This is a genomic window from Parabacteroides sp. AD58, from assembly GCF_023744375.2.
GTDB classification, from domain to species: domain Bacteria; phylum Bacteroidota; class Bacteroidia; order Bacteroidales; family Tannerellaceae; genus Parabacteroides; species Parabacteroides absconsus.
Map to the genome: position 1 here is coordinate 1,281,376 of NZ_CP146284.1, position 26,422 is coordinate 1,307,797.

At 40.8% G+C, this 26,422-nt stretch carries 20 protein-coding genes; 5 read left to right on the top strand and 15 right to left on the bottom strand.

Going from position 1 to position 26,422, the window contains the following annotated elements:
* The first annotated feature begins 46 nt into the window (after window positions 1-46).
* Both NEE14_RS05505 and NEE14_RS05510 read left to right on the top strand, forming a co-directional pair.
* Complete coding sequence (locus NEE14_RS05505; protein ID WP_251966893.1) at window positions 47-970, top strand: DUF5106 domain-containing protein; 924 nt, start codon at window positions 47-49, stop codon at window positions 968-970.
* Window positions 971-1,045: 75 nt separating this feature from the next.
* Entirely contained in the window at window positions 1,046-1,957 is a 912-nt protein-coding gene (locus tag NEE14_RS05510; RefSeq protein WP_251966894.1) for a cation diffusion facilitator family transporter, read from the top strand.
* 221 nt (window positions 1,958-2,178) lie between these two features.
* Here NEE14_RS05510 and NEE14_RS05515 read toward each other — a convergent pair whose 3' ends face one another.
* Window positions 2,179-3,618 carry a sulfatase family protein gene (locus NEE14_RS05515; RefSeq protein ID WP_251966895.1) on the bottom strand — a complete coding sequence of 480 codons (1,440 nt, stop codon included), beginning with the start codon at window positions 3,616-3,618 and terminating at the stop codon, window positions 2,179-2,181.
* 28 nt (window positions 3,619-3,646) lie between these two features.
* Here NEE14_RS05515 and NEE14_RS15850 point away from each other — a divergent pair, with 28 nt between their 5' ends.
* Window positions 3,647-3,817 (top strand): Sb-PDE family phosphodiesterase, encoded by a 171-nt coding sequence (locus NEE14_RS15850; protein ID WP_422394682.1) that lies wholly within the window; start codon window positions 3,647-3,649, stop codon window positions 3,815-3,817.
* A 115-nt stretch (window positions 3,818-3,932) separates the two neighbouring features.
* Here NEE14_RS15850 and NEE14_RS05520 read toward each other — a convergent pair whose 3' ends face one another.
* Window positions 3,933-4,472 (bottom strand): beta-class carbonic anhydrase, encoded by a 540-nt coding sequence (locus NEE14_RS05520; protein ID WP_251966896.1) that lies wholly within the window; start codon window positions 4,470-4,472, stop codon window positions 3,933-3,935.
* A gap of 771 nt (window positions 4,473-5,243) precedes the next feature.
* On the opposite strand from NEE14_RS05520, the gene NEE14_RS05525 reads away from it, so the two are divergent.
* Window positions 5,244-8,015 carry a family 78 glycoside hydrolase catalytic domain gene (locus tag NEE14_RS05525; RefSeq protein WP_251966897.1) on the top strand — a complete coding sequence of 924 codons (2,772 nt, stop codon included), beginning with the start codon at window positions 5,244-5,246 and terminating at the stop codon, window positions 8,013-8,015.
* On the opposite strand, the gene NEE14_RS05530 is transcribed toward NEE14_RS05525, so the two are convergent.
* The 5 genes from NEE14_RS05530 to metF form a co-directional block, all read right to left on the bottom strand.
* Window positions 8,016-8,408: an A1S_2505 family phage non-structural protein gene (locus NEE14_RS05530; protein ID WP_251966898.1), complete on the bottom strand. Its 393-nt coding sequence runs from the start codon at window positions 8,406-8,408 to the stop codon at window positions 8,016-8,018.
* 155 nt (window positions 8,409-8,563) lie between these two features.
* The gene (locus NEE14_RS05535; protein ID WP_251966899.1) at window positions 8,564-9,319 is read right to left on the bottom strand and encodes a 3-keto-disaccharide hydrolase; all 756 of its coding nucleotides are present in this window, start codon (window positions 9,317-9,319) and stop codon (window positions 8,564-8,566) included.
* A gap of 127 nt (window positions 9,320-9,446) precedes the next feature.
* Complete coding sequence (locus tag NEE14_RS05540; RefSeq protein ID WP_251966900.1) at window positions 9,447-11,462, bottom strand: AAA family ATPase; 2,016 nt, start codon at window positions 11,460-11,462, stop codon at window positions 9,447-9,449.
* 90 nt (window positions 11,463-11,552) lie between these two features.
* Window positions 11,553-12,227 (bottom strand): SGNH/GDSL hydrolase family protein, encoded by a 675-nt coding sequence (locus tag NEE14_RS05545; protein ID WP_251966901.1) that lies wholly within the window; start codon window positions 12,225-12,227, stop codon window positions 11,553-11,555.
* Window positions 12,228-12,266: 39 nt separating this feature from the next.
* Complete coding sequence (gene metF / locus NEE14_RS05550) at window positions 12,267-13,217, bottom strand: methylenetetrahydrofolate reductase [NAD(P)H] (RefSeq protein WP_251966902.1); 951 nt, start codon at window positions 13,215-13,217, stop codon at window positions 12,267-12,269.
* 161 nt (window positions 13,218-13,378) lie between these two features.
* Here metF and NEE14_RS05555 point away from each other — a divergent pair, with 161 nt between their 5' ends.
* The gene (locus NEE14_RS05555; protein WP_251966903.1) at window positions 13,379-14,398 is read left to right on the top strand and encodes a branched-chain amino acid aminotransferase; all 1,020 of its coding nucleotides are present in this window, start codon (window positions 13,379-13,381) and stop codon (window positions 14,396-14,398) included.
* A gap of 250 nt (window positions 14,399-14,648) precedes the next feature.
* Here NEE14_RS05555 and NEE14_RS05560 read toward each other — a convergent pair whose 3' ends face one another.
* From NEE14_RS05560 to NEE14_RS05595, 8 genes are all read right to left on the bottom strand, one after another.
* Window positions 14,649-16,754 (bottom strand): DPP IV N-terminal domain-containing protein, encoded by a 2,106-nt coding sequence (locus NEE14_RS05560; RefSeq protein WP_251966904.1) that lies wholly within the window; start codon window positions 16,752-16,754, stop codon window positions 14,649-14,651.
* Between the two features lie 29 nt (window positions 16,755-16,783).
* Window positions 16,784-17,575 (bottom strand): SDR family NAD(P)-dependent oxidoreductase, encoded by a 792-nt coding sequence (locus NEE14_RS05565; RefSeq protein WP_251966905.1) that lies wholly within the window; start codon window positions 17,573-17,575, stop codon window positions 16,784-16,786.
* On the bottom strand, window positions 17,572-18,696 hold the full coding sequence (locus NEE14_RS05570) for a hypothetical protein (RefSeq protein ID WP_251966906.1): 1,125 nt from the start codon (window positions 18,694-18,696) through the stop codon (window positions 17,572-17,574). The genes NEE14_RS05565 and NEE14_RS05570 overlap by 4 nt, the downstream gene beginning before the upstream one ends.
* A gap of 66 nt (window positions 18,697-18,762) precedes the next feature.
* A complete protein-coding gene (locus NEE14_RS05575) occupies window positions 18,763-20,127 on the bottom strand; it encodes a DUF1735 domain-containing protein (protein ID WP_251966907.1) in 1,365 nt (454 codons plus the stop codon).
* A 26-nt stretch (window positions 20,128-20,153) separates the two neighbouring features.
* The gene (locus NEE14_RS05580; RefSeq protein WP_251966908.1) at window positions 20,154-22,007 is read right to left on the bottom strand and encodes a RagB/SusD family nutrient uptake outer membrane protein; all 1,854 of its coding nucleotides are present in this window, start codon (window positions 22,005-22,007) and stop codon (window positions 20,154-20,156) included.
* Window positions 22,008-22,019: 12 nt separating this feature from the next.
* Window positions 22,020-24,173, bottom strand: coding sequence for a SusC/RagA family TonB-linked outer membrane protein (locus NEE14_RS05585; protein ID WP_251966909.1), 2,154 nt, complete (start codon window positions 24,171-24,173; stop codon window positions 22,020-22,022).
* A gap of 16 nt (window positions 24,174-24,189) precedes the next feature.
* The gene (locus tag NEE14_RS05590; RefSeq protein WP_032536584.1) at window positions 24,190-25,170 is read right to left on the bottom strand and encodes an IS982-like element IS1187 family transposase; all 981 of its coding nucleotides are present in this window, start codon (window positions 25,168-25,170) and stop codon (window positions 24,190-24,192) included.
* Window positions 25,171-25,175: 5 nt separating this feature from the next.
* Entirely contained in the window at window positions 25,176-26,156 is a 981-nt protein-coding gene (locus NEE14_RS05595; protein ID WP_251968786.1) for a carboxypeptidase-like regulatory domain-containing protein, read from the bottom strand.
* Window positions 26,157-26,422 lie beyond the last annotated feature (266 nt).

Consider the following 26,422-nt stretch of genomic DNA (forward strand, 5'->3'; position numbering starts at 1 on the left):
GGAACTATAAACATACAAGCAAAAACAACATATAAACTCGACTTCTATGAATAAGCTATTACCCCTATTAATCGGGATTGTCGGCCATTTGTTTATTTCCTCTGATTTAATGGCCCAGTCGGCAACAAACGGCTTTACACTTCCTGCCATTCCGGATACACTTCAGACAGTTGAGTCGCGTTCTTCTTATCTGGTAGCGCACTACTGGGACCGTTTCTCGTTTGCCGACAGCCTGCAATTCATGAACCAGCCGGAAATGGTCGAGCAGGCTGTGGTCGACTATGTAGATCTTTTCCGCCTGGTTCCGGCAGCAGAAGCCGAAAACTCGTTGTCGGCTCTGATGGATCAGGCATCCGTTACTCTCAACGGATTCTTATTCTTTTACAATACTTTGGAGAAATATCTTTACGATGCGACTTCGCCGATGCGGAACGAGGCACTTTTTATTCCGGTTCTCCAAAAGATGATGGCTTCAAACAAGCTGAGTGATGACGACAAGCTGCGACCTGCCATGCTGTTGAAGTCGGTCAGCAAAAACAAAGTAGGCAGTATGGCAGCCGACTTCAGTTATACGAAGCCCGATGGCAGCCGGCACCGGCTTTCCGAACTGCAGACTCCACTCATCCTGCTCCTTTTCTTCGATCCGGAATGCGACGATTGCCATCAGGTCATTATGCGACTGGAGAAAACTGATGTGCTTAACCTGTTGACTGCCGACAGGCAATTAACCGTTTTGGCCGTTTATCCGGGAGAAAACAAACGCTTATGGCAAACCATGGCACAGCATATGCTTCCGACATGGGAAATAGGAATGGACGAATCACAGACGATCTACAACAAAGAGCTGTATGATATTCTGGGTTTCCCGTCCATGTATCTGTTGGACCAGCACAAAACTGTCATACTCAAAGATGCCAGTCTGACAGCTTTAGAAGAATACTTCGGGGCCAACGAAAATACACATAAATAGGTATTGTAAAACGACGAAGGTCTTTCTACTTTTGCTTGGGTCAGAAACAAATATATAATATTAAACAAACGAGAAATGGCAAACCATCACGAACATTCACATCATCACGAGCACCACTTAGTGCCGGCTTCCCTGAACAAAATATTCATCTTTTGCATCGCGCTTAACTTGCTGTTCGTCATAATCGAAGCTGGCGTCGGATTTATCTACAATTCATTGGGATTACTGTCTGATGCCGGTCACAACCTGAGCGATGTATTCAGTCTGCTGCTCGCACTCGTGGCGTTTCGGATGGCAAAGCTCCATGCCACCCATCATTTTACCTATGGATACAAAAAAGCGACCATTCTGATTTCATTAGCAAATGCCATGATATTGCTGGTTGCCGTAGGTGCCATTCTGATTGAAAGTATTTATAAACTAAAAAACCCTGAGCCAGTATCGGGCGAAGCCATCAGCTGGACAGCAGGTATAGGTATTCTCATCAACGGACTGACTACCTGGCTATTGATGCGAGACCGGAAGAAAGACCTGAATGTACAAGGAGCATTTCTCCACATGATGATGGATACATTGGTTTCCGTAGGAGTTGTAATCTCAGGTATTTTAATCAGTTTCACCGGCTGGAACTGGATTGATTCGATTATCAGTCTGCTCATTGCCGCAGTCATTCTTATATCTACTTTCGGACTATTGAAAGAAAGTCTCTTCCTTTCTATGGATGCTGTCCCGGCTTCAGTTCATCTGGAAACCATCCAGCAGGAAATCGAAGCTCTTCCTCAAGTAAAAAGCTGGCATCACCTGCATATCTGGGGAATCAGTACTACCGAAAATGCGGCCACGGTCCATATTGTTTTGAACAATATTGCAGAAATGGAGACGGTCAAACCCCGTATCAAGCAGATTTTCAGCTCTGCCGGAATCTCACACAGCACCATCGAGTTTGAATCGGCCTCCTGCCAGTGCCATGAACAGGAATGCTCATAATTCAATTCTTTCTATATGACCTCTTGATCATAAACTCGTGACTTTCTAATACGAATCTCGTTACTTTTTAATTGTTTGACAGTAGTCGTAAAGCTTTTCCATATATGTGGTAAAGCTTTTTGACCTATATGAAAAAGCTTTACCACATCTGTCAAACAATTACTTTCTAACGTGAATCGAATTAATTTCTAATGAGAATTGAATTAATTTCTAACGACAATCTATTTCTGTTGCCCGTCTTTTCCATCTAAAACTGATACCAATCCCGGTTCACGCACCTCAGTTCCTTTGGCACGCGTCAGGTTATCGCCTAATTCCTTACGCTTTTCGTCGGCGATCTTCATCAGCTTGACGGCCCGCTCCGGATACTGATGCAACACATTGTAACGCTCTCCGGGATCACGACGCAAATCATACAGCTCGCTAGCACGCAGTTCGACCGTTGCCAGGTTACCGGGTTTTCCGTCGTTGCCCGGGGCATAAGCTCCGTAGGTTACATACTTATGTGGGAAAACCAGTTTAAATTCACCATCGGTAACTGCCTCCAAATCATTCCGATTATAATAATACACAAACGATTCCCGTGGATTTGCCTGTTCATCACCTTCAATCAAAGGCAGGATACTGACACCATCAATCTTCCTGGGAGGTAACGATGCTTCAGCAATCTCGGCAAAAGTAGGAAGCAAATCAATGTTCGAGGCCAGTTTGTTGCAAATCGTTCCGGCTTTCGTATGGCCTTTCCAATACATAATACAAGGGACACGGTTTCCACCGTCGAAAGTTGTGGCCTTAGCTTCCCGCAATCCGCCAGCCGAACCGGCATGATTTCCGTAATTCGCCCACGGACCATTGTCGGAAGTAATGACAATCAGTGTCTGTTCTTCCAAACCCAGTTCCTTCACCGTCTTCCAGACTTCACCAATACTCCAGTCTATTTCCATCATCACATCCCCAAAAAGGCCCTGCTCACTCTTACCTTTAAATTTATCAGATACAGCTAGAGGGACATGAGGCATACTATGTGCCAGGTAAAGAAAGAAAGGCTTATTCTTGTTCTTCCGGATAAACTGAACGGAACGCGTCGTATAGTCGGTAGTAAAACAGCTTTGGTCTGTATTGTAACCTACCACCTCATTCCCGTCGTAAGTAGGAAGATCCGGGAAATTGAATATCTCACCCTGCTGCGGATGAAACGGCCACATGTCATTCGAGTAAGGCAAACCATAATATTCGTCAAAGCCATTCTGTAACGGAAGAAAAGCACGCTGGCTTCCCAAATGCCATTTTCCGAAGATAGCCGTACTATATCCTTTCTGCTTTAAGACTTCACCCAATGTCATTTCATCCGGATGAATTCCATAATCGGAATCAGGACCGGGAGCACCTGAAAAGCCAATACGGTTCGGATAGCAACCCGTCAGCAATCCGGCCCGCGAAGCTCCGCTGATAGGCTGGGCAGCCAGGAAATGCGTAAAGCGGACTCCCTGCGCCGCCAGTAAGTCAATTTGCGGTGTCTTGTAACCATAAGCTCCGTTACAAGAAAAGTCACCGTACCCCACATCATCCAGATTCACCAGAATAATATTCGTATAATCCGCCGCTAACACTGGTATCATTCCGGCAGAAAGCAACGTACCCAAAAGCCATTTCCTATTCATGATATATAGATTTTACGTTAATAATATAATGTATATTCTTCTTTTGCATACGAAAGTAAAAAAGTATTCGAATAAAAGCAACAAACATACAATCACCATCCAGCTCAATGAGGGAGTAAAATCCGGGAAAGTCAACTTCGAAGTTACCAATTTATGGATTGCTCCAAACAAAGGCCTGCCCTACTCTTACGACATTTAAGCAATTCGTTATAAGTAACGTCAACTCTTTTCTTATATATTCAATAAGCAAGGCTGTCTGAAAACAAACCTATAATCAGACAGCCTTATTCTTTTATCCTCTATAAACAGAACTGTTACAACTGAGTCAGTTCCCCGGTAACAGAATTCATGATAAAACCACGCACCACAATATCAGAAGGAATCAACGGATGATGCTGTACCAGCTCAACAGACTCGTGAACAGCCTTCTCGGTATCGTCGAATCCACTCAGCCACGATTCGAAATCTATCCCGCAATAACGCATCATATCAATATGGTCTTTCGATATGCCGCGTTCCATCATATGATGAATCATCACGTCGCTGTCCATGTGTTGAACACCGCAATCAGTATGACCAATAATCATCACTTCCTTTACTCCTAATTCATAAATTGCCACCAATAAACTACGGATTACACTATCGAACGGTTGAGAAATTGTTCCTCCAGCATTCTTAATGATTTTAACATCACCGTTCTTCAACCCTAATGCTGCCGGCAGCAGTTCTGTCAATCGCGTATCCATACACGAAACAATGGCAATCTTCTTATCCGGATATTTGTTGGTTATATACTTTTCGTATCCTTTCCGTTCCACAAATTCCCGGTTATACTTTAAAATATCTTCTAACATGGATTTTTCGTCTGTTTGATTCTACAATAAGTATGAGGTGAAAACCGTTCAAAATTAGCGAGATTTCAGCTTGACTGTATTTCTTCTGTACTAAAACATTTTAACGGCCATATTTTTTGCCTTAAATCAAGAAAACTTTTTTACCATAAAAAAAACACGAAACAAGCATACATCATATAAAAATCAGTCGTACTTTTGTGTCGTAAAACATAACCGTTAAGCACAAAGGAAAAGTTAGAATAGGTTTCTTTCATAACAACAATGAAGCGTCATTGCAAAGAACCAGTCAAGGATAGCTTAGAAATTCTGAGTTGATTCTTGACTTTAGTAAAGAGCAAAAAGATTGTTTAGGATAATTGACAGGAGAAAGAAGATTCGGAAAGGTTTTTAGTAGGTAGGTTTTCGATTTTAATATTGGTTGATTCATATTGTATTTTAGGTTTTATTTTGACTGAATCTTCTTTACAAACGTCAAAAGGTTGTTTAAAATTAAAAGTATGAAAAGGTTGGTTTCAAAATGGATGAAACTCTCTTCCAGCTGGTTGACAGTAATCGGCAGACTGGAACTGATGAAATGGGGATATGGCAGTTATTGATCATATCCCTTTTTTTATTTATGCCTTTCTTACCGAATACAGTTACCAGCCATTCAAATTCTCTGAATTACAGATGATGCCAAGCCCATTTTTGATAAATCTTCTATCAAATTTATAAAGTCCAATTTCTTTATTTTCCATTTCTTTGTATAGAATCATCTAATCGTATACTCATATGAAAAAATTCTGTCTGCTTATCGGTTGGCTAATTTATAACTGCATCAGTTATGCTGCCCCACTAAAAGTATATCATCTGACTTGCGAACATATCCAAAATCCATTGGGAACCGACCAGCTACAACCGCGGCTAAGCTGGAAGCTGGAATCAGACGAGCGAAATCAATACCAGTCTGCTTACGAGATTCTGGTTTCGACCGACCGAGAAAAACTGGAAAAAGGGAAAGCTGATATCTGGAACAGCGGACGGATAAAAAGCGATGAAACCATTCTGATTCCCTACACTGGAAAGAAGCTGAAATCATTTACCCGTTATTATTGGAAAGTGAGGGTTTATAACCAACAGGGAGAAGCATCCGATTGGAGTGAAACGGCCTGGTGGGAAACCGCCATGTTAAAAGCCGACGATTGGAAAGCAGCGTGGATCTATGATGGAAGCCAGGCTCCGTCTGATCCGAATGACTTCTATAAAGACAATCCAGCTCCCCTATTCCGGAAAACCTTCCAAGCCAAAACAGGAATTCTATCAGCCCGCTTGTACATAGCCGGTATCGGATATTACGAAGCCAGCCTGAATGGTCAACGGATCGGTGACAGATTGCTGGATCCCGGATGGACGAACTATGACAAAGAAATTCTATACAGCACGTATGATATTACCGACATGATTCAAACTGGGACAAATTGCCTGGGCGTTGTGTTGGGTAATGGCTTTTATAATCCGATTCCCATGCCGATATTCAAGAATCTGCGTGAATATCTGACGATCGGTCAACCCTGTTTGAAAGCCCAATTACTGATCACTTATGAAAATGGAAAACAAGAATGGATTTATTCTGATTCCAGTTGGACCTATGCCGATAGTCCTGTCCTGCGTAATAATGTTTATTTAGGCGAGAAATACGATGCCCGAAAAGAAATCAGAGATTGGGATAAGCCTACTTACAATGATGATCAATGGAAACAGGCAGTTCCTGTACCAACACCGCCACAAGGAAAACTGACAGCTCAAATGCAACCACCCATCCGTATCCGTGAAATCATACATCCAACCCGTATGACGGAAACACGACGAGGAGAATTTGTCTTTGACCTCGGGCAAAACATGGCGGGAGTTGCCCGAATTAAAGTAAAAGGCCCGAAAGGAACACGTGTTACCATCCGGTATGGAGAAGATGTCTATTCCGATGGAAGCCTTAATGTGATGACATCTGTTGCCGGACAACATAAAACTGTCTGGAATGCCAATCAGGAAGCGGCCGGAGCTCCACCTACTGCCTGGCAGGAAGATACCTATATATTAAAAGGAGAAGGTGAGGAAATCTGGATGCCGCGATTCACCTTCCACGGATTTCGATATATTGAAATTACAGGCTGGCCCGGAAGACCTACATTAGATAACATTGAAGGAATCCGATTAAGTGCAGACCTGCAAACCACAGGGCAGTTCACCTCATCAAACGAATTGCTTAATCGCTTACACCGGGTTTTGGACTATACATTTCTCAGTAACGTCTTCAGTGTAGAATCAGATTGCCCGGCTCGTGAAAAGTTTGGATATGGTGGTGACATCGTAGGTGTTTCACGTACATTCTGTTATTTCTATGACATGCATAATTTCTATGCAAAAGCGATTCGGGACTTTGCCAACGATCAACGTCCTTTAGGAGGATTCACGGAAACAGCACCTTATAATGGTATAGCCGATCAAGGTTTGGGAGACGGTTCCGGTCCGATTGGCTGGCAACTGGCGTTTGCATTCCTGCAAAAACAGCTTTACGAATATTACGGAGACAAACAAATCATAGAGAATTATTATCCTCAACTCAAAAGGCAAGTAGACTTCCTGGCGTCAAAAGCGGAGAACTATATTATTGACCGTTGTATCAACGATCACGAAAGCCTGGACCAGCGTATTCCAGCCTTGTTTGCCACGGCACACTTTTATCACCACGTCCTTTTGATAACGGAATTTGCCCAACTGACAAATCGGAAAGCCGACCAGCAGCAATATGAGTCACTTGCTCGGCAGATCAAAACAGCATTCATCCAAAAGTTTGTTCAAACCAGCACAGGAAAGATTGGCAACGGAACACCTGCAGAACAGGCCTTCGGTTTATACTACGGACTTATCCCTGAAGACATAAGAACAAAAGTAATCCAACAATTACTTCAGGCCATTTCCGACCGGAACAACCACATAACCTCTGGTATTTTCGGTACACCGATCGTCCTTACCGTCTTAAGTGATTTGAACTTAAATGACATCGCCTATCAGATGGCTACACAAACAGATTTTCCAGGCTGGGGCCATATGTTATCTTCCGGCGCAACAACTTTATGGGAAACATGGAAGTATTCAGACAACGTATTCTCTCATAATCACCCGATGTTCGGTAGTGTCGGCGAATGGATGTATCAGTCACTGGCTGGAATTAAAGCTTTGTCTCCCGGGTTTAAACAGATAAGTATTCATCCTCAGGCAAGTGGTGATCTACAATGGGTTAATAGTAGCTATGAATCATCACGCGGGAAAATCACCTGTCAATGGAAAAAAGAAAATGGAACTTATACGCTTCAGGTACATATTCCCGCCAATACAAAAGCTCAAGTATTTATTCCTAATAAATCTTCATTCATAAAAGAAAGCGGAGAAAGTATCGCTTCTTCTTCCCTCATACAAATCATACGGGAAGAATCGGACCACTGCTGGATAGAAATTCCATCCGGAACCTATTTGTTCAGTTGCCCAATTCCACCAAAGAACTAATCAAGCATTCAGGATTTGCCAGAACCGTTCGGGAAGACAAATATTCCCAACGGAAATGGCATCCCGAAACAAAGGAGCAATTTCCTCTGGCTTAAAACCGGCAATGCCACAACCTATCTCAGTTACCAAGAATGTGTATTCAGGATGAGCTTTGGCAAAAGCTATAAATTCATCTACATACGGACGAATAGCCTCTACTCCACCATGCATCGTTGGAATACCATAAGTCTGACCTTGCAAGCCTGTGCCTTGTCCCCAGACAGCACCCCATTTCCGATATGCCAATAAAGCAGCACCACCGCCGTGTTGTCCTTCCAGATTACTGCCAAACACAAAGATTTCATTCGGCTTCAGTTCCTGAATCCAATTACTTGTTATGCGTTGAGTATCCATATATTTAAGTTTATAAGTTTTTGAGCCCTTCTGCTTTCAGCCAGGTACATCTATAACAAAAAAGTATGTTACAAATATAGCCAATCCAAGCATACTATTTGTAACATACTCTGAAAAAGATTCAACAGCCGCACCTGACGGCTGCCTCATCTGATTTATAAATTACGAATCCAAATATTCCGATAAGCAACAGGAACACCATGATCCTGCAACAAAAGCGGCAAACGTCCGTGAGGCTTGTATGTCGGGAAACCAATATATGGAGTATTTCCTTTCAAAATATAATTGTTCTGAACTAAAATACCGTTTAATACCACTGTGATCATAGCCGGAGACTCCATTACACCATCTGTCCCAAAACGAGGAGCTTTCCAATAGATATCATATACCTGCCATTTTTCTGTTCCAGTGAATGCATTAGCAGCCGGAGCCTGCTGTTTATAAATACTTCCAACCATACCATTGACATATGTCGGATTATCTTCGCCGTCCAAGACTTGTACTTCATAAATACTCTGTAAGAAGATACCACTATTACCTTTCATCTGTAAAGTATTATTAGGACCTGGCTTCGGAGTCTTGAATTCAATATGCAGCTGGCAATCTCCAAAATATTCTTTTGTCTGAATTGTGCCAGTTCCAGGAACGACAACCATAGCTCCGTCTTCTACTTTCCATTTGGCATCTACTTCCTTTCCGTCTTTATCCAAAGAAACCCATTTAGACAAATCTTTACCATCAAACAAGACGATCGCATCTGAAGGCGGATTTCCTGGTTTGTCACCCGGTTGAACTTTAGGAGGCTGCGGAGAATACCATTCTGTACATTCTGGAGCAACATGTCCTCCTTCTTGCGCACTCATTGTCGTAAAAGCGCAAATCAAGCTGATTAGCATAAGTACTTTTTTCATACAATAAAATATTTAGTTAGCAATAAATTAAATAATAAATTCCGTTTTTATAAGGCATTTTTCATGGAATCTGATAACAAAATAATACAAAACTTTCCAAATAGCCAAATGTTTTCTACACGATTGATCATTTACTTTTTTTCTTTTTTCCCTTCAAGCGCAATTTCTCTGCCAAGAGAGAATGACGTTCTGCCATGTCCTCATCGCCAGCTAGATGAAATAAATCAGCTAGATATTCATGTGTTGCAATATGTTCCGGCTTTACTTGAGATGCTTTAATAAAATCGGCTAATGCTTCTTCATAATGTCTTTGATAGTAAAATGTCTTTCCCCGGTTATAGCGAGCCTTGAATGACTGCGAATCTAAGGTTATTGCCTTATTAAAGCAGACCAACGCTTCATAGTCGTCACCCATATCGAATAATGTCACACCTTTTCGTACCCAGGCATCCACATAAGTCGGATTCATCTTAAGAGCTTTATTAAAACACCGGAGACCTGCTTCCAAATCATGAACCTTGGTGACACATTCATTCCCCATCAGATAATATTCGTGAGCATATTCTTTCATAACAGCTCTCATCTCATGCAGTTCTTCCTGTAATGCCTTGATTTTCTCCTTTTGGTTCACAAGTCGTTGAAGCTTCAAACGGATCAAGCGCTGCACGGAAGGACTATCCATTTCATTCCGCTTTTTGAGAGCTGAAGCAAATGCCTCAACAGCTTCCTGCATGTTCCGTTTATCAAAGCTCTGCGCGGCTTTTACATAAAGCATCTCAGCTTCACTTTCCCGAAGGCTTTGTTCTATAAGCCGACGATCATTGAACTGACGACTGAAATCTACTATTTCTTTTCTGATAAAAATATTCCGAAGAACAACAGGTGCTTTCAATACTAAACCCTCAAGAGAAGTGCACCGGCTCAAAGCCACATAAGTCTGACCTCCGGCAAAAACGCCACCACTCAGGTCCACAACAACACGACTGAAAGTCAAGCCCTGACTCTTGTGTACCGTAATTGCCCAAGCCAGACGAATAGGAAGCTGTTCAAACGTACCTATAACTTCCTCTTCAATCCGTTTCTCTTTCTCATTATATTTATACTTACAATTCTCCCACGAAGAACGTTCTACCAGATATTCTTTCCCATTCTCCAAAAGGACATATACATTCCCATCTTCATCAATACCTGAGACCATGCCAATCGTTCCATTCACCCATCGCTTGTCCCGATCATTCTCTATAAAAATTACTTGGGCTTTTTCCTTAATAGAAAGATTCAAGGCTGTAGGCAATGAAGACTCCGGAAAATCCCCATTAATTACTCCTTTCGAAACAAACTCTTCACCAGGCAGTTCTTCCAGTTTCCGCTCATTAATATAATCAACCTGATCACGTCGGGTTGCCAAAGTAATGTACATATCTTCATTCTTCGGTTCAAACTGCGGAAAACAACGTTCATTCAGAACATTTAAATCCAACGGACGCACCACGTTTGTCCGAATCTTATCTAAAATATCAATAAATACCGGATCGCGCTGACGATAAACTTTCTGTAATTCAATTGGGACCAGATGAATCTCATGGAACACACGAGCAGAAAAGAAAAAAGGATTCGGATAAAAAAGATTCAAGATTTCACGCTGATCAGACGGAACAACAGGTTCTAACTGGAAAACATCACCTACAAAAAGAAGCTGTTTACCACCAAAAGGCAAACGCATGTTACCCGAATATACCCGCAAGATCCGATCGACACAATCAATAATATCAGCCCGCACCATTGAAATTTCATCAATGATTACCAATTCGACCTCCTCTATAATCTTCTTCCGCTCTTTATTATATTTGAAGAAGTCAAAAATCCTTCCATTCTTCAAACTCAAGTCCGGATCGTCAGGTAACATCGGGCGAAAAGGCAGTTTGAAAAATGAATGCAATGTCATTCCTCCTGCATTAATGGCTGCAATACCAGTCGGTGCCAGTACAACATGTTTTTTCTTTGTATGCTGACAGATGTACTTCAAGAACGTAGATTTTCCCGTTCCGGCTTTCCCTGTAAGAAAAACAGACTGACGAGTATATGAAATCAGCTGAAGGGCTTCTTGAAATTCCTTATTGTTCGTGTCTATAGTAAAATCCACAATATTATGAGTTTAGTTGACAAGTAAAAAATAACAAGGTCTCAAGTATAACAAACCCTGAAACCTTGTAGACCAAATCTTGTTAACTCTTTATTTAACAACTTTCTGTAAAGCCTCTTGTACCAATTTTTCCATGACTTTATAACCTTCCAAAGTTGGATGCACACCGTCTTTTGAATATTTCTCAGGCAAACCATCTCGTTCATCTTTCATTGCTGAATGATAATCTACATAGAGAATATTATGAGCATCGGCATACGCTTTCATCTTCGCATTCAATGCCTTGATTCCTTCTGCCGGTTTCAACTCCGGACGCCATCCAAACTGATAAGCAGGTAAAGTGGAACATAATATTACCTTGATATCATTAGCCTGAGCTAACTGAATCATAGAAACTACATTATCAAATGTCTGTTCAGGAGTCACAGCATAATCATTATGGGCTAAATCATTTGTTCCAGCCAAAATAACAACGGCCTGAGGTTTCAGATTAATAACGTCCTGACGGAAACGCATTAACATCTGAGCAGAAACCTGTCCTCCGATTCCTCTTCCTACATAGCCGTTCTTCGTAAAGAAATCCGGATCAGCCACTGGCCAGCCGTCGGTAATAGAATTTCCCATAAACACAGCTTTTACAGGTTGCTGAATAGAAGCATTAGCCTCCTGATATCTTCCAAAATTAGCCCAATCTTTCAATGGCTCTTGAGCTGCTAACTGCAAGCAGCCCGCTATACACAAGGCTGCAATAAATAAATGTTTCATGATGTTATTATTTAAAGAAAACTTTGTCAACTAATTCATTTAATAAATTTCTTTCGCCACCCGACGCACACTTTCTGAAGCCATCATCGTATAAAAATGCAAGCTTGGAACACCGTGGGCAATCAAATCCTTACACTGCTGAATACACCACTCTACACCAACTTCCTTCGCTTCATCATCAGTTTTGCACTTCCGTAATTCGGCAGCAAATGGCTCAGGAATATCGGAACGGAACACACGAGGAAGCACCGTCAATTGGTTTCGGAACACAATAGGTTTAATTCCTGGTATAATCGGTACATTTATCCCTTCTTTTCGGCAACGACTCTCAAAAGCATAGAACTTTTCATTGTCAAAGAACATCTGCGTTACTAAGTAACTGGCGCCATTCTTTACTTTTTCCTTCAAGTAATAAATATCAGAATCCATATTGGGCGCTTCTTCATGCTTTTCAGGATAACAAGCCATACCATACGAAAATGGCGTATCAATGCCTTCAATCCGTGAACCGTCTAATGCAATTCCTTCATTAAAGCGGTTTACCTGCTGCTGCAAGTCGGTAGCATGCTCATGATACTGTTCCGGATGCTGTTCGACTTCCAATGTTTTAATATCACCCCGCAAAAGCAGTAGATTATGCACACCTAAAAAATTCAAATCGATCAACGCATATTCTGTCTCATCTTTTGTAAAGCCCTTACATATAATATGAGGCACAGCCGGTATTCCATATTTATTTTGAATAGCAGAAGCGATAGCCACTGACCCCGGACGTTTACGGATGTTCACCTTTCGCAGACTTCCATCTGGCTGAGGCTTGTAAATGTATTCGCTATGATGTGAAGTTATATTGATATACTTCGGATCGAACTCGCGCAGCTTATCAATAACTTGATAAACTTTCTGTATACTATTACCTTTCAATGGAGGCAGAATTTCAAAGGTAAATGCTGTCCCTTGATGGTTATTAATCAAATCTACTACGTTCATCTTCTCTTTTTTTTCACAAAAATACGAATTTGTATCCGTTTTCAGCTACATCGTAAAACAAATTCCTATAAAATGCCCAAAGACTTAAAAAACGTAAGCGAAAAAGAACAATTTATACTATTTAATAATACCTTTGCAACAAAATCAAATACTAAGAAATCATGGAAAATTTAAACTGGTCTGAACTTGGGTTCGGTTACATCAGAACGGATTATAACATCAGATGTTATTATCGGAATGGAAAATGGGGAGAATTAGAAGTTTGTTCTTCTGAAATATTGAATATCCACATGGCTGCTACTTGCCTGCATTACGGACAGGAATCATTCGAAGGCTTGAAAGCTTTCCGCGGAAAAGACGGAAAGATTCGTGTCTTTCGCATGGATGAGAATGCAAAACGTATGCAATCTTCCAGTAGAGGAATTAAAATGGCAGAATTGCCAATTGAACTCTTTGAAGAAGCAATCCGCAAAGTCGTAAAACTGAATGAACGCTTTGTACCTCCATATGAAAGCGGTGCTGCTTTATATATTCGTCCGTTGATGTTGGGCTTGGGTGCACAAGTTGGTGTAAAGCCAGCTCCTGAATATATGTTCGTCGTATTCGTTACACCAGTTGGTCCGTATTTCAAAGGAGGCTTCCAGCCGTCTAAAGTTTGCATCTTGCGTGAATATGACCGCGCTGCTCCTAACGGCACAGGTACGATCAAAGTCGGTGGTAACTATGCAGCCAGCTTGGTAGCAGGCGAAATTGCGCATTCCAAAGGATATGCAGCTGTGTTGTATCTGGATCCGAAAGAAAAGAAATATCTAGACGAATGCGGTCCAGCCAACTTCTTCGGAGTCCGGGGAAACAGTTATATCACTCCGAAATCTCATTCTATCCTGCCGTCTATCACGAACAAGAGTTTGCAACAGTTGGCAGCAGACATGGGTCTGACAGTAGAATGCCGCCCTGTTCCGTTAGAGGAGATCGCAACATTCGACGAAGCAGCAGAATGTGGTACAGCTGCTGTGATCGCTCCGATCTCACAGATTGACGACTTGGATGAAAACAAATCGTATGTTATCGCTAAAGATGGCAAACCAGGTCCAGTTTGTGAAACATTATATCATAAATTGCGTGCTATCCAATATGGAGACGAACCTGATAACTACGGCTGGATCACCATCATTGAATAATTCTTTTTCTACTAGAGGAAATCATATGTTTTCGGTTTTGTGCCGAAACAACTATATTTAACAAACTACAGAGGCATGAGATTAATTTATTCCATGCCTCTGTTTTTTTATCAACGAATGCAGAAATCGCAAATCAACTTTTGTCTTCATTTCCTATATACACAACGGATTTATCCCAACAGATAGTAAAAAAGACACGATTCACCGAAATTAGTAAACCGTGTCTTCATAATATTCACTTTTGAAATGCTTAATCCCAAGCCGGTGGCTCAACACCCATCAAGTTCTTAACGAAGAAGTCGTGCATCTTGTGCATTTCAAACGGACCACCCAAACTATGTGTCTTACCCGGCAAATAGAGCTGATCGAAATTCTTATTTGCCTTCATCAACTCACTTACAACCTGCAACGTAGAAGCCGGATCGACATTATCATCCAATTCTCCATTGATCAACAGGAGTTTTCCTTTCAAGCGCCAAGCATTATCCACATTTGATGAGGCACTATAAGATTCATCGATTGGATAACCCATCCATTGTTCATTCCACCATACTTTATCCATCCGGTTATCATGGCAACCACACAGAGCTACAGCAACCTTATAGAAATCATTATGGAACAGCAAAGCCGCCATAGCATTCTGACCACCAGCAGACCAGCCATAAATACCGACACGATTGATATCCATATACGGATATTTGGCAGCTGCAGCTTTAATCCAGGCAATACGATCAGGGAAACCTGCATCTTTCAGATTCTTCCAGCAGACATCGTGAAAGGCTTTAGAACGGTTGGCCGTACCCATTCCGTCAATCTTAACCACGATGAATCCCAGTTCAGCCAATCGGGAACAAAGATGATCGGTCGCCCGGAAATATTTCTCAACATGCGAGTCATGTGGTCCTGCATAAATCATCTCTACAATCGGATATGAACGGGAAGCATCAAAAGTAGAAGGACGGATGATCTTACCCCAAATATCAGTCTTTCCGTCACGTCCTTTAGCATGGAAAACTTCGGGTAATTGCCATCCATATTCTACTAATTCACTTATATCGCTCTTTTCCAGCGAAGCCACCACAGATCCATCTGATACTTTCCGCAACACAGATACATAAGGCATGTCTGCACGCGAATATGCATCTACAATATATTGATGATCGGCCGACAAAGTCACCTCATGATTGGCATTCTCAGGTGTTAAGTCTTTAAAACCTGTACCGTCCAAATTAATCCGGCAAAGATGTAAATGATACGGATCTTCGTCAGCATGGAAACCAGAAGCCCGGAAATAAATTACTCCCGCATTTTCATCTATGTATTCCACGTTTCGAACAACCCATTCACCTTTCGTTACCTGACGGATCACTTGCCCGTCATTGCCAAACAGATAAAGATGACGCCAACCGTCGCGTTCGGAAATCCAAAGCATCTGTTTCCCGTCCTGCAAATCATAGCGGAAACGATTATTATAATAGAAGAAGGTTGGAACCTGTTCATCCACTAAATGTGTAATCTTACCATTTTCGGCATTAACCTCACCTACGATATAGCGCTGATGACCACGCTGGTTAAACTCGAACGTAAACGCCCTACTGTCACTCCGCCAACCTGTCAAATATAAATCAAACTGGTTCTCATATAAATTTGTTTCCAATGGAATTTGTTTTTTCTTTTCCCAATCGAACAAGACAGGAACTGATACTGGCAAAACATCTCCCGGCTTGGCATAATTCCGCCATTGCAAGATTGGTTGTAACTGAGTAGACGGGCGTGATTCCAACAACGGAATGCGTCGTTCTTCCACTTCCCGAGTTTTGACTGTAGCAATTTTCTTTGAATCCGGAGACCACATAATCCGGCTTCCATAGGTATAATTCCGGATACCGTCCATCGTCAGTGCCGTTACTTCCTCCTTATTCTTCCGACTACGGACATAGAGGTTATTATCCTGGATATACGCTTCCCACAAACTATCAGGCGATGCAACCGGTTTATCGTTCTTTCGCCAAAAATCCCACCGAGGTCTCTCTTCTTCCTTCATCAGCTCATCTACTAAAGGCTTATTCTTACCTTTTAAGTAAACAGCCAGACCCTGTTTATCCACCGCTTTATTTTTCTTTCCAGTTTCAGCATCCACCAAATAAAAGACGGTACCTGTCTTTTCCCGATTCTGATACCAAAAGAAATGTGAATCACCCAACCAATGCGGCTTGACTGCAGAAGAATACACCTTGTTTTCCAACTTCAAGATTGTATCAGACCGCTGATAATCCGCTTTTGTCACTTGGGCCTTTGCTGCAGCCCACGGAAGTAATAGTGACAAGCAACATACATAAAAAATACGTTTATTCATACATGTTTTTCTATTAGAATTACTTACAATTAAACACTTTCATACAATCGTTTTATAACAGGTACTTTCAGGATTAATAATAACACCCATACGGGAACAAATGTACACAATACAACTGTAAATTTCGTAAAAAAACCCGGTATACAGCTATATTGCTTCCGAAATAATGCCCGCAAAGCCACAGCTACTGTCTCCCGAGGAGACTGCATCACCCCAAATCTCCTAAGCCATTTTCTCTTCTGCTCGCTTAGATGATACAAAGGCGTATCCACGGCACCGGGGAATAAAGCCGTGACTCCCACTCCATACCGCTTAAATTCATACCAAACCGATCGGGAAAAAGACTTCAGGAAAGCCTTTGTTGCCGCATAATGCGAAATCGTCGGATAAGGCATCCAGGCTGTTGAGGAAGAAGTTATCAAGATATATCCTTTCTGTCGTTTCTGCATATCCTCACCAAAGAGACGGATTAACTTAACAGGAGTTGTACAATGCAAACGAACAATCTGTTCTAACCGTTCAAGTGGAGTCCGCACCAAGGTAGAAAAAAGAAGCATACCCGCATTACTTACCAGAACTTCCACCTCAAGTCCCCAAGAATTTACCATTCGGTAAACTCCTTCAGCTGCGTCAGAAACTGTTAAATCAATATCTATCACCCGAACATCCACCTGATATTGCAAACAAAGCATTTCAGCAACCAGCCGGTTCTCATCCGGCTGGTTACTGACTACTATAATACCATATCCACGTTCAGCCAACTGCCGGGCGAACTCCAAGCCTAATCCCGACGAAGCACCTGTTATTACGGCATAACTCATGTAACTATATCCAGCTGTATATTATCTTTTGCTTCTTTTAAGTAAGGAATTTGCACTTCATAGACAGGCAAAAAATCGTAATACTTTTCTTCTGAACTGACTATTTCTAATAAGACAACCCCGTATTTATAATCTCCATTTGTTCCTGTAAACAATGATTCGGGATTTAGCTGAATGCATCCGTCTTCATCCGTTGTATACGATGACACACTATTATTTTCAACAGTATACGAATACATTACTGATCCATATATATTCACTTTTGCATTACTAATCGGCTGTTCACCTTTTAACATCTTTAAAGTCAGCGTCTCCGGGAAAGGAGGTTCCTCTAACGGACAAAAGCCAGGCTCGCCTCTTACCAAATCTTTATTCCTATTTATAAGTAATTGTGCATATTCAGACCATGAATCGCCACCCCAACAAACATTCATAATACATTTTACCGGAGAAAAAATTAAATTACAAATAGGATTCGTTTTTACTTCCATGGCATAGATATCAGGAACGCCTCTGGCATGACCCAATTCATGAGTTATGGCTTCAGATGTTTTATATTTACTCAAAATATCATAGACAGTCTTTCCGTCATCAGCTGCACTTAGGCCATTATCAAACAGACAAACTATCTCCTGCCCCCAACCAGTCCAATCTGAATGAACCCGTTCACCCGCATAATCGCCAATACAACCATCAATGATTAAAAGGTATGGATAATCACCTCGATATGTTAGGCCGTTCACAAATACATCTTCTGAAGAAGAATCATAAACATTCGACTCGTCAAATATCGGATTAAATTTTATATCCGCATCAAAAAAGTTAATGCCATTTTTCCCCTTGTATAAAGCTGCCACATCGTCAAAACGCTCCTGCAACTTCTTTTTCACAATATCAGCATCAGAAAAATACAATTTATAAGTTGCCCTATCCAGCATCACTTTCACATCAAAACTCCAGACATCACGTTCAGAAGCTATATCTGATTCGTCGTCAGCAGTGACCTCCTTCTGATCTTCAAATTCATCTGTTTCTTTTGAACAAGAAGCCATAAAAAAGCTACCAAGTACAAAACTCAAAGCACACAAGAATTTGAGTCTTAAAAATAAATTCCTAATCATCTGTCTCTATTTTTATTATCCAAACCCATTTGTATTGATATAAAACTCTATCCATGCGACAAGGACTTAATCCAAAGCCTGTTGATTACTGTATGTACGTTGTATATGATAGTCACCCCAACTATAGGTTCCTGTATAATCCAAATAAATCTCATTCGTTGCCGGATCATAAGTACTCATATTATTGGCAGTAGTCACAGGTTCCCAGCCAGCACCTTCTCTTGCCCAGCCAGCTAGAATTTCTACCACTTTCTTTCCATTACCGGCATCCTGATCCGTAATCTTTATAATGGGAGAACATTGTTCAAACATAGTTCCACCCCAGCCCGGACACAGGATAGCGTCATTATCTGTTATTACATTGAATGCGGCGACAATCGTACTCTCCGTGAAATTTTCTAAAGCATCTATCCGAGAATACAACGCAGTACTATACGTCGTTCCTGGAGTTGTTGACAATCCAGTCTCTCCAGCACTAATTGTATTATCCCAGCGACCCGTCCATTTAGACGCTTGTTTAATTCTGAAATAGCAAACAGCTCCGTCTTCCATCGGTATCTGATCATTTCCACTGCTAACAATCCTAACTGGCAACAAATAGTATTTACCACCATTAATTTTATCCAAAGCATCAAGAGCTACCGTTATGTTGAATTTCTTACTTTCTTCTCCTTCACTCATTGATACTTCAGGTATGGTATAACTACCTTCTGGAAGCATTTCATAATCTGTTCCATATTGTTCATTATAAGCAATCAATAAAGCAGGATCAGCCTCTGATACAAAGTTAAAATCAAATGTCGTATTTGTAAATGGTATATTTATTTCCATTGGCAGTGACAATTCTTTCTCTCCTGCATTTCTAAATGGATCAAAAGCATAGTCCGTAACAGAACCCTTATTCACCAATTCCACATTAGGTACAACCAAATCGATACTCAAAAATAAACTGCTCTTTGTTTCATTCACCTGTACAAGTGAATTTTCCTGGGTTGTAATCCGGATTGGAATAATATATTTCCATTGCGGATTCTCAGCTGCTAATCGCCGTACTTCATTCAAATCGATATGAACGGTATTTTTAGCAATCGTCTCATCAGCATCCATATGAATCTTATCCGAGTCGAAAGAATAAGCAGAAGAAGGATAAGCTTTCATAGACTCTGTGTCTACACCTGAATTTTCTGATAAAGAAATATCAGAGTCAAAATACACATCTACTTCCTGATCCAAATATCCACTTTTATTAACATACACATCGTATGTCAATTCGCTCTCACCAAAATCAAATGTCGAATAAACAATCTCTCCCGTTTTGGATAGATAGACTTTTGATTGCACCTGCTCCAAATTTTCTTGATTTATACCGTCATTTTCACAGGCAAAACCGGCTATCAAGAATAACAAATAAATTATATTTTTTATTTTCATAACTTTCTAATTTAGAATACAACTAATTACCAACCCGGATTTTGTTTTAATTTCAAATTCTTCGTCATAGAAGACTGAGGTATCGGTTGTAAATATTGTTTTTCCAAAAATACGCGTGTTTCGAAAACCGTTCTCTTATAATATTCCGCACGCATATTATTTAAAGAAGAAATATTTACATTCATTCCATAAGCATTACCATGATTTGTTTCGGTTGAAATCATCCACCGGTTACAATCAAACCACCGTACATTTTCAAAGGCAAATTCAACCTGACGTTCCCGTCTAATTAAGAAAGTAGCCAAATCTTTATCTGTAGTAACCGTCGGATAGACACTTTCAATATCAGGAACACCGGCACGTTTACGAACCATATTCCAATAAACTAAGGCATCAGCCGTTTCACCTAATTCAATCTTCGCTTCAACGTAATTCAATAAAATTTCTGCATATCTAAAATTAGGCCAGCAGCGCCGCCACTGTAACGCGTACGGATTCGTAACAGATGAAGAAGGATGGGTAAATTTAGTTACCAAATAACCTGTTCTGTTATAATCCGAGTTTGAAGAGCCTTCTGTACCATACTTATTCAGATAAATAGGAGCATCTGTTGAAGTATTGGGCCAGACACCTTCATTATAAGCAACACTGGCATAAAAGCGGGGTTCGCGATCTTTATACATATTATAGGCTTCTCCGGTATATCCACTATTTGTCGTATTAAATGTAGGTACCGTAAATATTGAAAAACCTTCCTCTGTATATCCGCTTGTTTCATCTATAATCGGACTTCCGTCTTTCTGATAACCAGTTATAGGATACCGTCCGTTACTCATGGCATAGGCATCTACCTGTTGTTGTGTAACACAAGCCGTTGCATGTCCTTTGAATCTTTCACCATTAGGAGCAGGAGTTAAATCAAGGAAATAAACATCATCTCCCAAATCTTTTGCATCAAGCAGTTCCATATTCCAGTTTTCAGTAAATACCTTTTTGTATGCAATACCCTTTTTGCATTCTTCTTCAGAATCGCTGGTATAAAGTCCATAAGGCATGGTACCCGATTCACACATGTCTATAATTTCCTTAGCGGCATCAGCAGCAATACGCCATTTCTCCGGATCAGCCTTTACTGAGAACAACGGTGTTCCATCTTCTTTCGTTACAGAAGCATAGTAAGGATTTCCATTCATCAATTTACTGGCCGAATAGAGCAACATCCTTGATCTGTAAGCCAATGCTGCAGCTTTCGTGGGTTTACCTGCATAAATCTCTTCCTGCTTGGCTGGCAGATCAGCAGCAACTTCCCGTAAACTTTCTGTAATCCAGTTGACACAGTCTTCCCAAGAATCACGCTCTCTATAAATTGTTTCATTCACGTCTATAACCTCATCCTTAACCAAAATAATAGGACCATAAAGCATTGCCAACCAATAATGGCACATGATATTCACATATCTGGCTTCAGCTGTCCATAAAGCTATTTCATCTTCCGACAATTCTGCACACTCACCCACATGCTGCCGAAAGACATTACTCTCTCGAATACCTCTATATAATGGTGTCCAGAAATTGATTGCAGGAGAAGCTGCTGAATGCGATCCATTTTGCATGACGGCATAAGCACGTACAGCACCCCATTCTGCTTCATCACTGGCTGGAGTAAAAGGCCAGCCATAGGTACTATATGTCTGCATACAAAGATTATCCCATTGGTGTGGTAAATAGCTTAATACATTTGCCAAATATTGTTCGGTTGAAGATCTTTTCTCAAAAACACCTTCAATTGTCTGCATGTCATCAGGCTGCTTATCCAAGTAATCATTGCAGGAAACCAGTCCTAAACAACACATAAAATATATAAAAAATTTCGATTTCATCATGCTAATACTTTAAAAATTAATATTTAACCCTAAGTTCACTGTTCGCATTAAAGGATAACCGCGACCATCTTGTGAACCAGTCTCCGGATCCCAGTATTTAATATCTGGTGAAAAAGTCAATAAATTTTCTCCACTCAGGAATATGCGCAAAGAACGAAGTAATAATTTATCCGTAGCCGATTTTGGCAAACTATATCCTATTTCCGCATTTTTCAAGCGCAGGAAAGCTCCACTCCGCTGCCACCAGGTAGAATTCTGGTAATTACTACCATGCCATCCTTCACTATATAACAATGGTAATTCAGCATCAAAATTCTGTTTTTCCGGATCAAAGAATTTTCCATCCAAAGCAGCCAAGAAAGAAGTCTGACCAATATTCGGATAATTAAACGGGAAATAAGCACCACCTAAGAAAAATGTCGTATTGGCTATACCCTGGAAGAATACAGACAAGTCAAATCCTTTATAATTAGCACTCAGGCCAAAACCATATACAATTTCTGGAATATCAGAATATCCAATAGGAACTTCATCGTTTGTATCGATAACACCATCGCCATTAATATCTTTATATTTAATGTCACCCGGCTTCAAATAAGATACACCAAATTGAGAAGGACTGTTATCTATTTCTTCCTGCGTACGGAACAAGCCCAAAGCCACCAGTCCGTACTGCTGACCATAACGTTGTCCGTTTCTGTTTCTGTATTTATCAATATAATCCGGCTGGTCATCATTTACCTGTATATTCCTTGCAAAGGTAAATGTTCCACGTGCAGAAAGATATAAATCACCAATCTGCTTGTCATATTCCAAGGTAGCATCGATACCCTGATTCTTCATCTTTCCGACATTCGACCATGGCATGGTTGTTACTCCGACATAGTCAGGAATAGACTTTCTCTGAACAAAAATGCCATCTCGCTTTTCCCGGAAATAATCCACTTGAATACGGAATGAATTATATAACTGAGATTCTATACCTACATTAAATTTAGTAGAAGTCTCCCAAGAAACATTTTCGTTAGCATATTCACCAACAGCGATACCATTTACCCATGTATTGGATGTACCCCAGTTCGTGCCATTAGCACCCACAATCGTTGGCAAATAGACAAATCGACGACCACCACCAATCTGATCGTTACCGGATTGACCCAACGAAGCTTTCAACTTCAGCATTTCCACATTAGGAGTCTTATCTTTCATGAAACTTTCATTGGAGACAACCCATCCGATAGCGGCAGCAGGGAAGAAACCAAAACGATGTCCTCTGGCAAAATTCTCAGATCCGTTATATCCGAAATTACCTTCAATAAAATAACGGTCATCATACGAATAAGTTAAACGACCTGCCAACCCCTGACTTCTATAAGGTAATGCCTCGATGGAAGATCCTGCTGCAATCTGATAGTCTCTCTGATTATAGAGCAACAAACCTCCTACATTATGTTTATCATCAAAAACCCGGTTGTAAGTAATATTCCCTTCTAAGTATAAAGCTCTTTCTCCATTTGCATAAGATGTATATGTCAGCGTGTTAGAGCCTAAATTACCTTCTTCATAAATTAACTGGCCATTGGCATCTCTGTTTTTGGCATACCAGGTATGTGGACTACCCTGTCGTAATATCTGATTCCAGCTGTTTGAATCAAATGAGAATTTAACAGTAGCCTTTAATCCCGGAGTAATCAATTCAGAGAAATCTTGTTCCAATGCCATAATAGCATTGATCTTTGTCCACCAATTATCGTTGTAACCGCTCTGTGTTAATGTATTATACGGATTACTGGTACCTCCCGGCATTTCTGCGTAGCGTATCTTTCCAAATTCATCCAAATCCGGATAATACAGAGGAACCGTATTAGGAGAGACACTTACGGCCTGACTAAAAATATCACTAAGGCTGGAATAAGGCTGATGCTTCATTTCCAAAGCGCCATTGACATTCAGTTTTAATGTTGTTGTCCGATGCAGACTTACATCAATATTTGAAATAAAATTATAACGCTTATAATTAATTTCAGAATTCCATTCATGACTTGGATCAGAAATAAACAAGCCATTTTCATTATAAAATGAACCTGAGACGTAATACCGCGCGACTTTACCTCCTCCTGTAACATTCAGATTTACACGCTGAGCTGTTGTATAATCTTTCATTAACCTGTTGGCGGAATTAATTTAGTGCATACTTAATTCTGCCAATGGGCTTGTCGTTAATGAAGTTTACGTATTGCAGAATGGTAAGTGCACTAATTTTGCCAATGATTCTGGCAAACAAACCATTCGTTATTTTCGCGTAGTTCCTGATGACCAAGAACTGGTCTGTAAGTTGTGAGAATATTGTCTCAATCCTCTTTCTTGCCTTTGCAAACGGAATGAATGTCGGTTTCCAATCCTTTTGGTTGAGCCGATACGGACACTCCAGTCTTATGTGTGCGGTTTCGAACAAGTCAAGCTGTACGTCAGCTCCAATATACCCTTTGTCACCATAGATGCTACAGTCGTGATAAGTATGTTTTACATCCTTCATATAATGGAGGTCAGCCACACTTGCCTTTGACAGATCATAGGAATGGATAACTCCACTTAACCCACAGAGAGCGTGTAACTTATAACCAAAATAATACGTGTTCTGCGAAGCACAGAAGCCGAAGTCGGGAGCTTGCGAGAAATTGCCGGCACGCCCCATCTTGCAACGTTTTCCTCTTGCAACCCTACAGACCTCTATCGGCTTGGAGTCAACAAAGAATTGTTCCTCTCCGCCATCCATTTCCATGGCAATCCGCTTGCGCAGTTCCTCACACAGGCCTGACGTTTTCTTCCTGCGGTCATTGAACTGTCTCCTTGATATGAGATTGGGAATGCTGTCCTTGTATTCTTGCAATTTATAGTCGAACAACCACTTCTCACTATCAATGCTCTCGGTCTCTGCCGTCAGGGATAGCGCCACCACTTCCAAATCCGAAAACTTGGGAACAGGACCACGACGTGGAACATTACCCGAATCATTGACGAGATTTTCAGAGAATTGCTTGCATATCTCAAGTATTTTGACGAATTTTGCATAAAGGTTGTACATACGATGGTTTGAACTTAATGTTTTAATCACCACTAAGTTACTAAAAATCAGCGACATGTACAACTTTTTACTCATATTTATCAACTTAAATTAATTCCGCCAACGGGTTTCATTAATTCATCCAGCCAATCTACAGATGGGTATAAATAAGGATCGGATTGCGTTCTGTATTTTTCTATTTCTTCTGCTGTATATAATGGAGCTGCTCCTCTGGAAGTTCTTGCAATGTTATACATGTTTGCCCAAGTAGCAGAATTAGCCATTTGCGGAAGTTTGGTAGGAGTCAATATTCCTGACTGTATTTTCACATTTACACTGGGCTGTCCTTCCTTTCCTCTACGCGTATTGACGATAATAACACCATTCGCTCCTCTTACTCCGTAAACCGCTGTAGCTGTCGCATCTTTTAATATGGAAAATGACTCGATATCCTCCGGATCCAACAAATCCAAACTACGCTCCACTCCATCTACCAATATCAAAGGATTTTTATTTTCACCAAATGTGCTGATACCACGAACCCAAAAATTAGAACTCTGCCCCGGTTCTCCACTACGCTGTACAGCAACCACTCCGGCCAAACGTCCAGCCAAGCTGTTACTGATTTGTCCTGTCGGAACTTTAATGTCGGCCACATCTACCGTCGTAATAGCTCCAATCACACTCATCTTTCGTTGAGAGCCATATCCTACTACCACTGCTTCTTCCAATTCCACAACATCCGCATGCAAATTAAAATCCAAGATCTGTGGCTCTGTGATAACCGCCCGTGCTTCTTTATAACCTAAATAGGAAGCAACAACGGTATGTCTTCCTCCTGGATAAGGGATAGAATAGTTTCCATCCAAATCAGTGATGGCACCAATCGTTGTCCCTTCAAGCATAACGGACGCTCCAATAATAACCTCTCCTGTCGCAGCATCAGTTACTCGCCCTCTCAACTCGGTCTCTTTTTTCACTTGTTCTGTTATCGGTAAAATTTCCCCCACTACGGAATCTACCGTTAGGTTACATAATAGCAGCATGCAACCTATTCGCACTAAACACCCTACTTTTTTCATGCTATCAGCATTAAATATTAAACATTATGGTAAGAATTAACAAATGCAATATTAAATAAAAATTCTATTTATTTCAATATTTTGAGGCTAAATAATTGTTAAACTAGCACGTATTTAATGGCAATAAACTTAGGAATAAGCAGACAATGGCTAAATCATTCCTTAATTTGTAAAATAAGTATAACTTAGAGAATGGCATACCAATAGATATTTTACGTTGACATTTTGCATGTTTTAGAACAGTGTTTTTAAATTGGATTGATTTA

Bases quoted from the DNA above. Each gene is read 5' to 3' on its own strand.
- NEE14_RS05505 (WP_251966893.1), top strand. From the start codon at position 47: ATGAATAAGCTATTACCCCTATTAATCGGGATTGTCGGCCATTTGTTT.
- NEE14_RS05510 (WP_251966894.1), top strand. From the start codon at position 1,046: ATGGCAAACCATCACGAACATTCACATCATCACGAGCACCACTTAGTG.
- NEE14_RS05515 (WP_251966895.1), bottom strand. From the start codon at position 3,618: ATGAATAGGAAATGGCTTTTGGGTACGTTGCTTTCTGCCGGAATGATA.
- NEE14_RS15850 (WP_422394682.1), top strand. From the start codon at position 3,647: ATGTATATTCTTCTTTTGCATACGAAAGTAAAAAAGTATTCGAATAAA.
- NEE14_RS05520 (WP_251966896.1), bottom strand. From the start codon at position 4,472: ATGTTAGAAGATATTTTAAAGTATAACCGGGAATTTGTGGAACGGAAA.
- NEE14_RS05525 (WP_251966897.1), top strand. From the start codon at position 5,244: ATGAAAAAATTCTGTCTGCTTATCGGTTGGCTAATTTATAACTGCATC.
- NEE14_RS05530 (WP_251966898.1), bottom strand. From the start codon at position 8,408: ATGGATACTCAACGCATAACAAGTAATTGGATTCAGGAACTGAAGCCG.
- NEE14_RS05535 (WP_251966899.1), bottom strand. From the start codon at position 9,319: ATGAAAAAAGTACTTATGCTAATCAGCTTGATTTGCGCTTTTACGACA.
- NEE14_RS05545 (WP_251966901.1), bottom strand. From the start codon at position 12,227: ATGAAACATTTATTTATTGCAGCCTTGTGTATAGCGGGCTGCTTGCAG.
- metF (WP_251966902.1), bottom strand. From the start codon at position 13,217: ATGAACGTAGTAGATTTGATTAATAACCATCAAGGGACAGCATTTACC.
- NEE14_RS05555 (WP_251966903.1), top strand. From the start codon at position 13,379: ATGGAAAATTTAAACTGGTCTGAACTTGGGTTCGGTTACATCAGAACG.
- NEE14_RS05560 (WP_251966904.1), bottom strand. From the start codon at position 16,754: ATGAATAAACGTATTTTTTATGTATGTTGCTTGTCACTATTACTTCCG.
- NEE14_RS05565 (WP_251966905.1), bottom strand. From the start codon at position 17,575: ATGAGTTATGCCGTAATAACAGGTGCTTCGTCGGGATTAGGCTTGGAG.
- NEE14_RS05570 (WP_251966906.1), bottom strand. From the start codon at position 18,696: ATGATTAGGAATTTATTTTTAAGACTCAAATTCTTGTGTGCTTTGAGT.
- NEE14_RS05575 (WP_251966907.1), bottom strand. From the start codon at position 20,127: ATGAAAATAAAAAATATAATTTATTTGTTATTCTTGATAGCCGGTTTT.
- NEE14_RS05580 (WP_251966908.1), bottom strand. From the start codon at position 22,007: ATGAAATCGAAATTTTTTATATATTTTATGTGTTGTTTAGGACTGGTT.
- NEE14_RS05585 (WP_251966909.1), bottom strand. From the start codon at position 24,173: ATGAAAGATTATACAACAGCTCAGCGTGTAAATCTGAATGTTACAGGA.
- NEE14_RS05590 (WP_032536584.1), bottom strand. From the start codon at position 25,170: ATGAGTAAAAAGTTGTACATGTCGCTGATTTTTAGTAACTTAGTGGTG.
- NEE14_RS05595 (WP_251968786.1), bottom strand. From the start codon at position 26,156: ATGAAAAAAGTAGGGTGTTTAGTGCGAATAGGTTGCATGCTGCTATTA.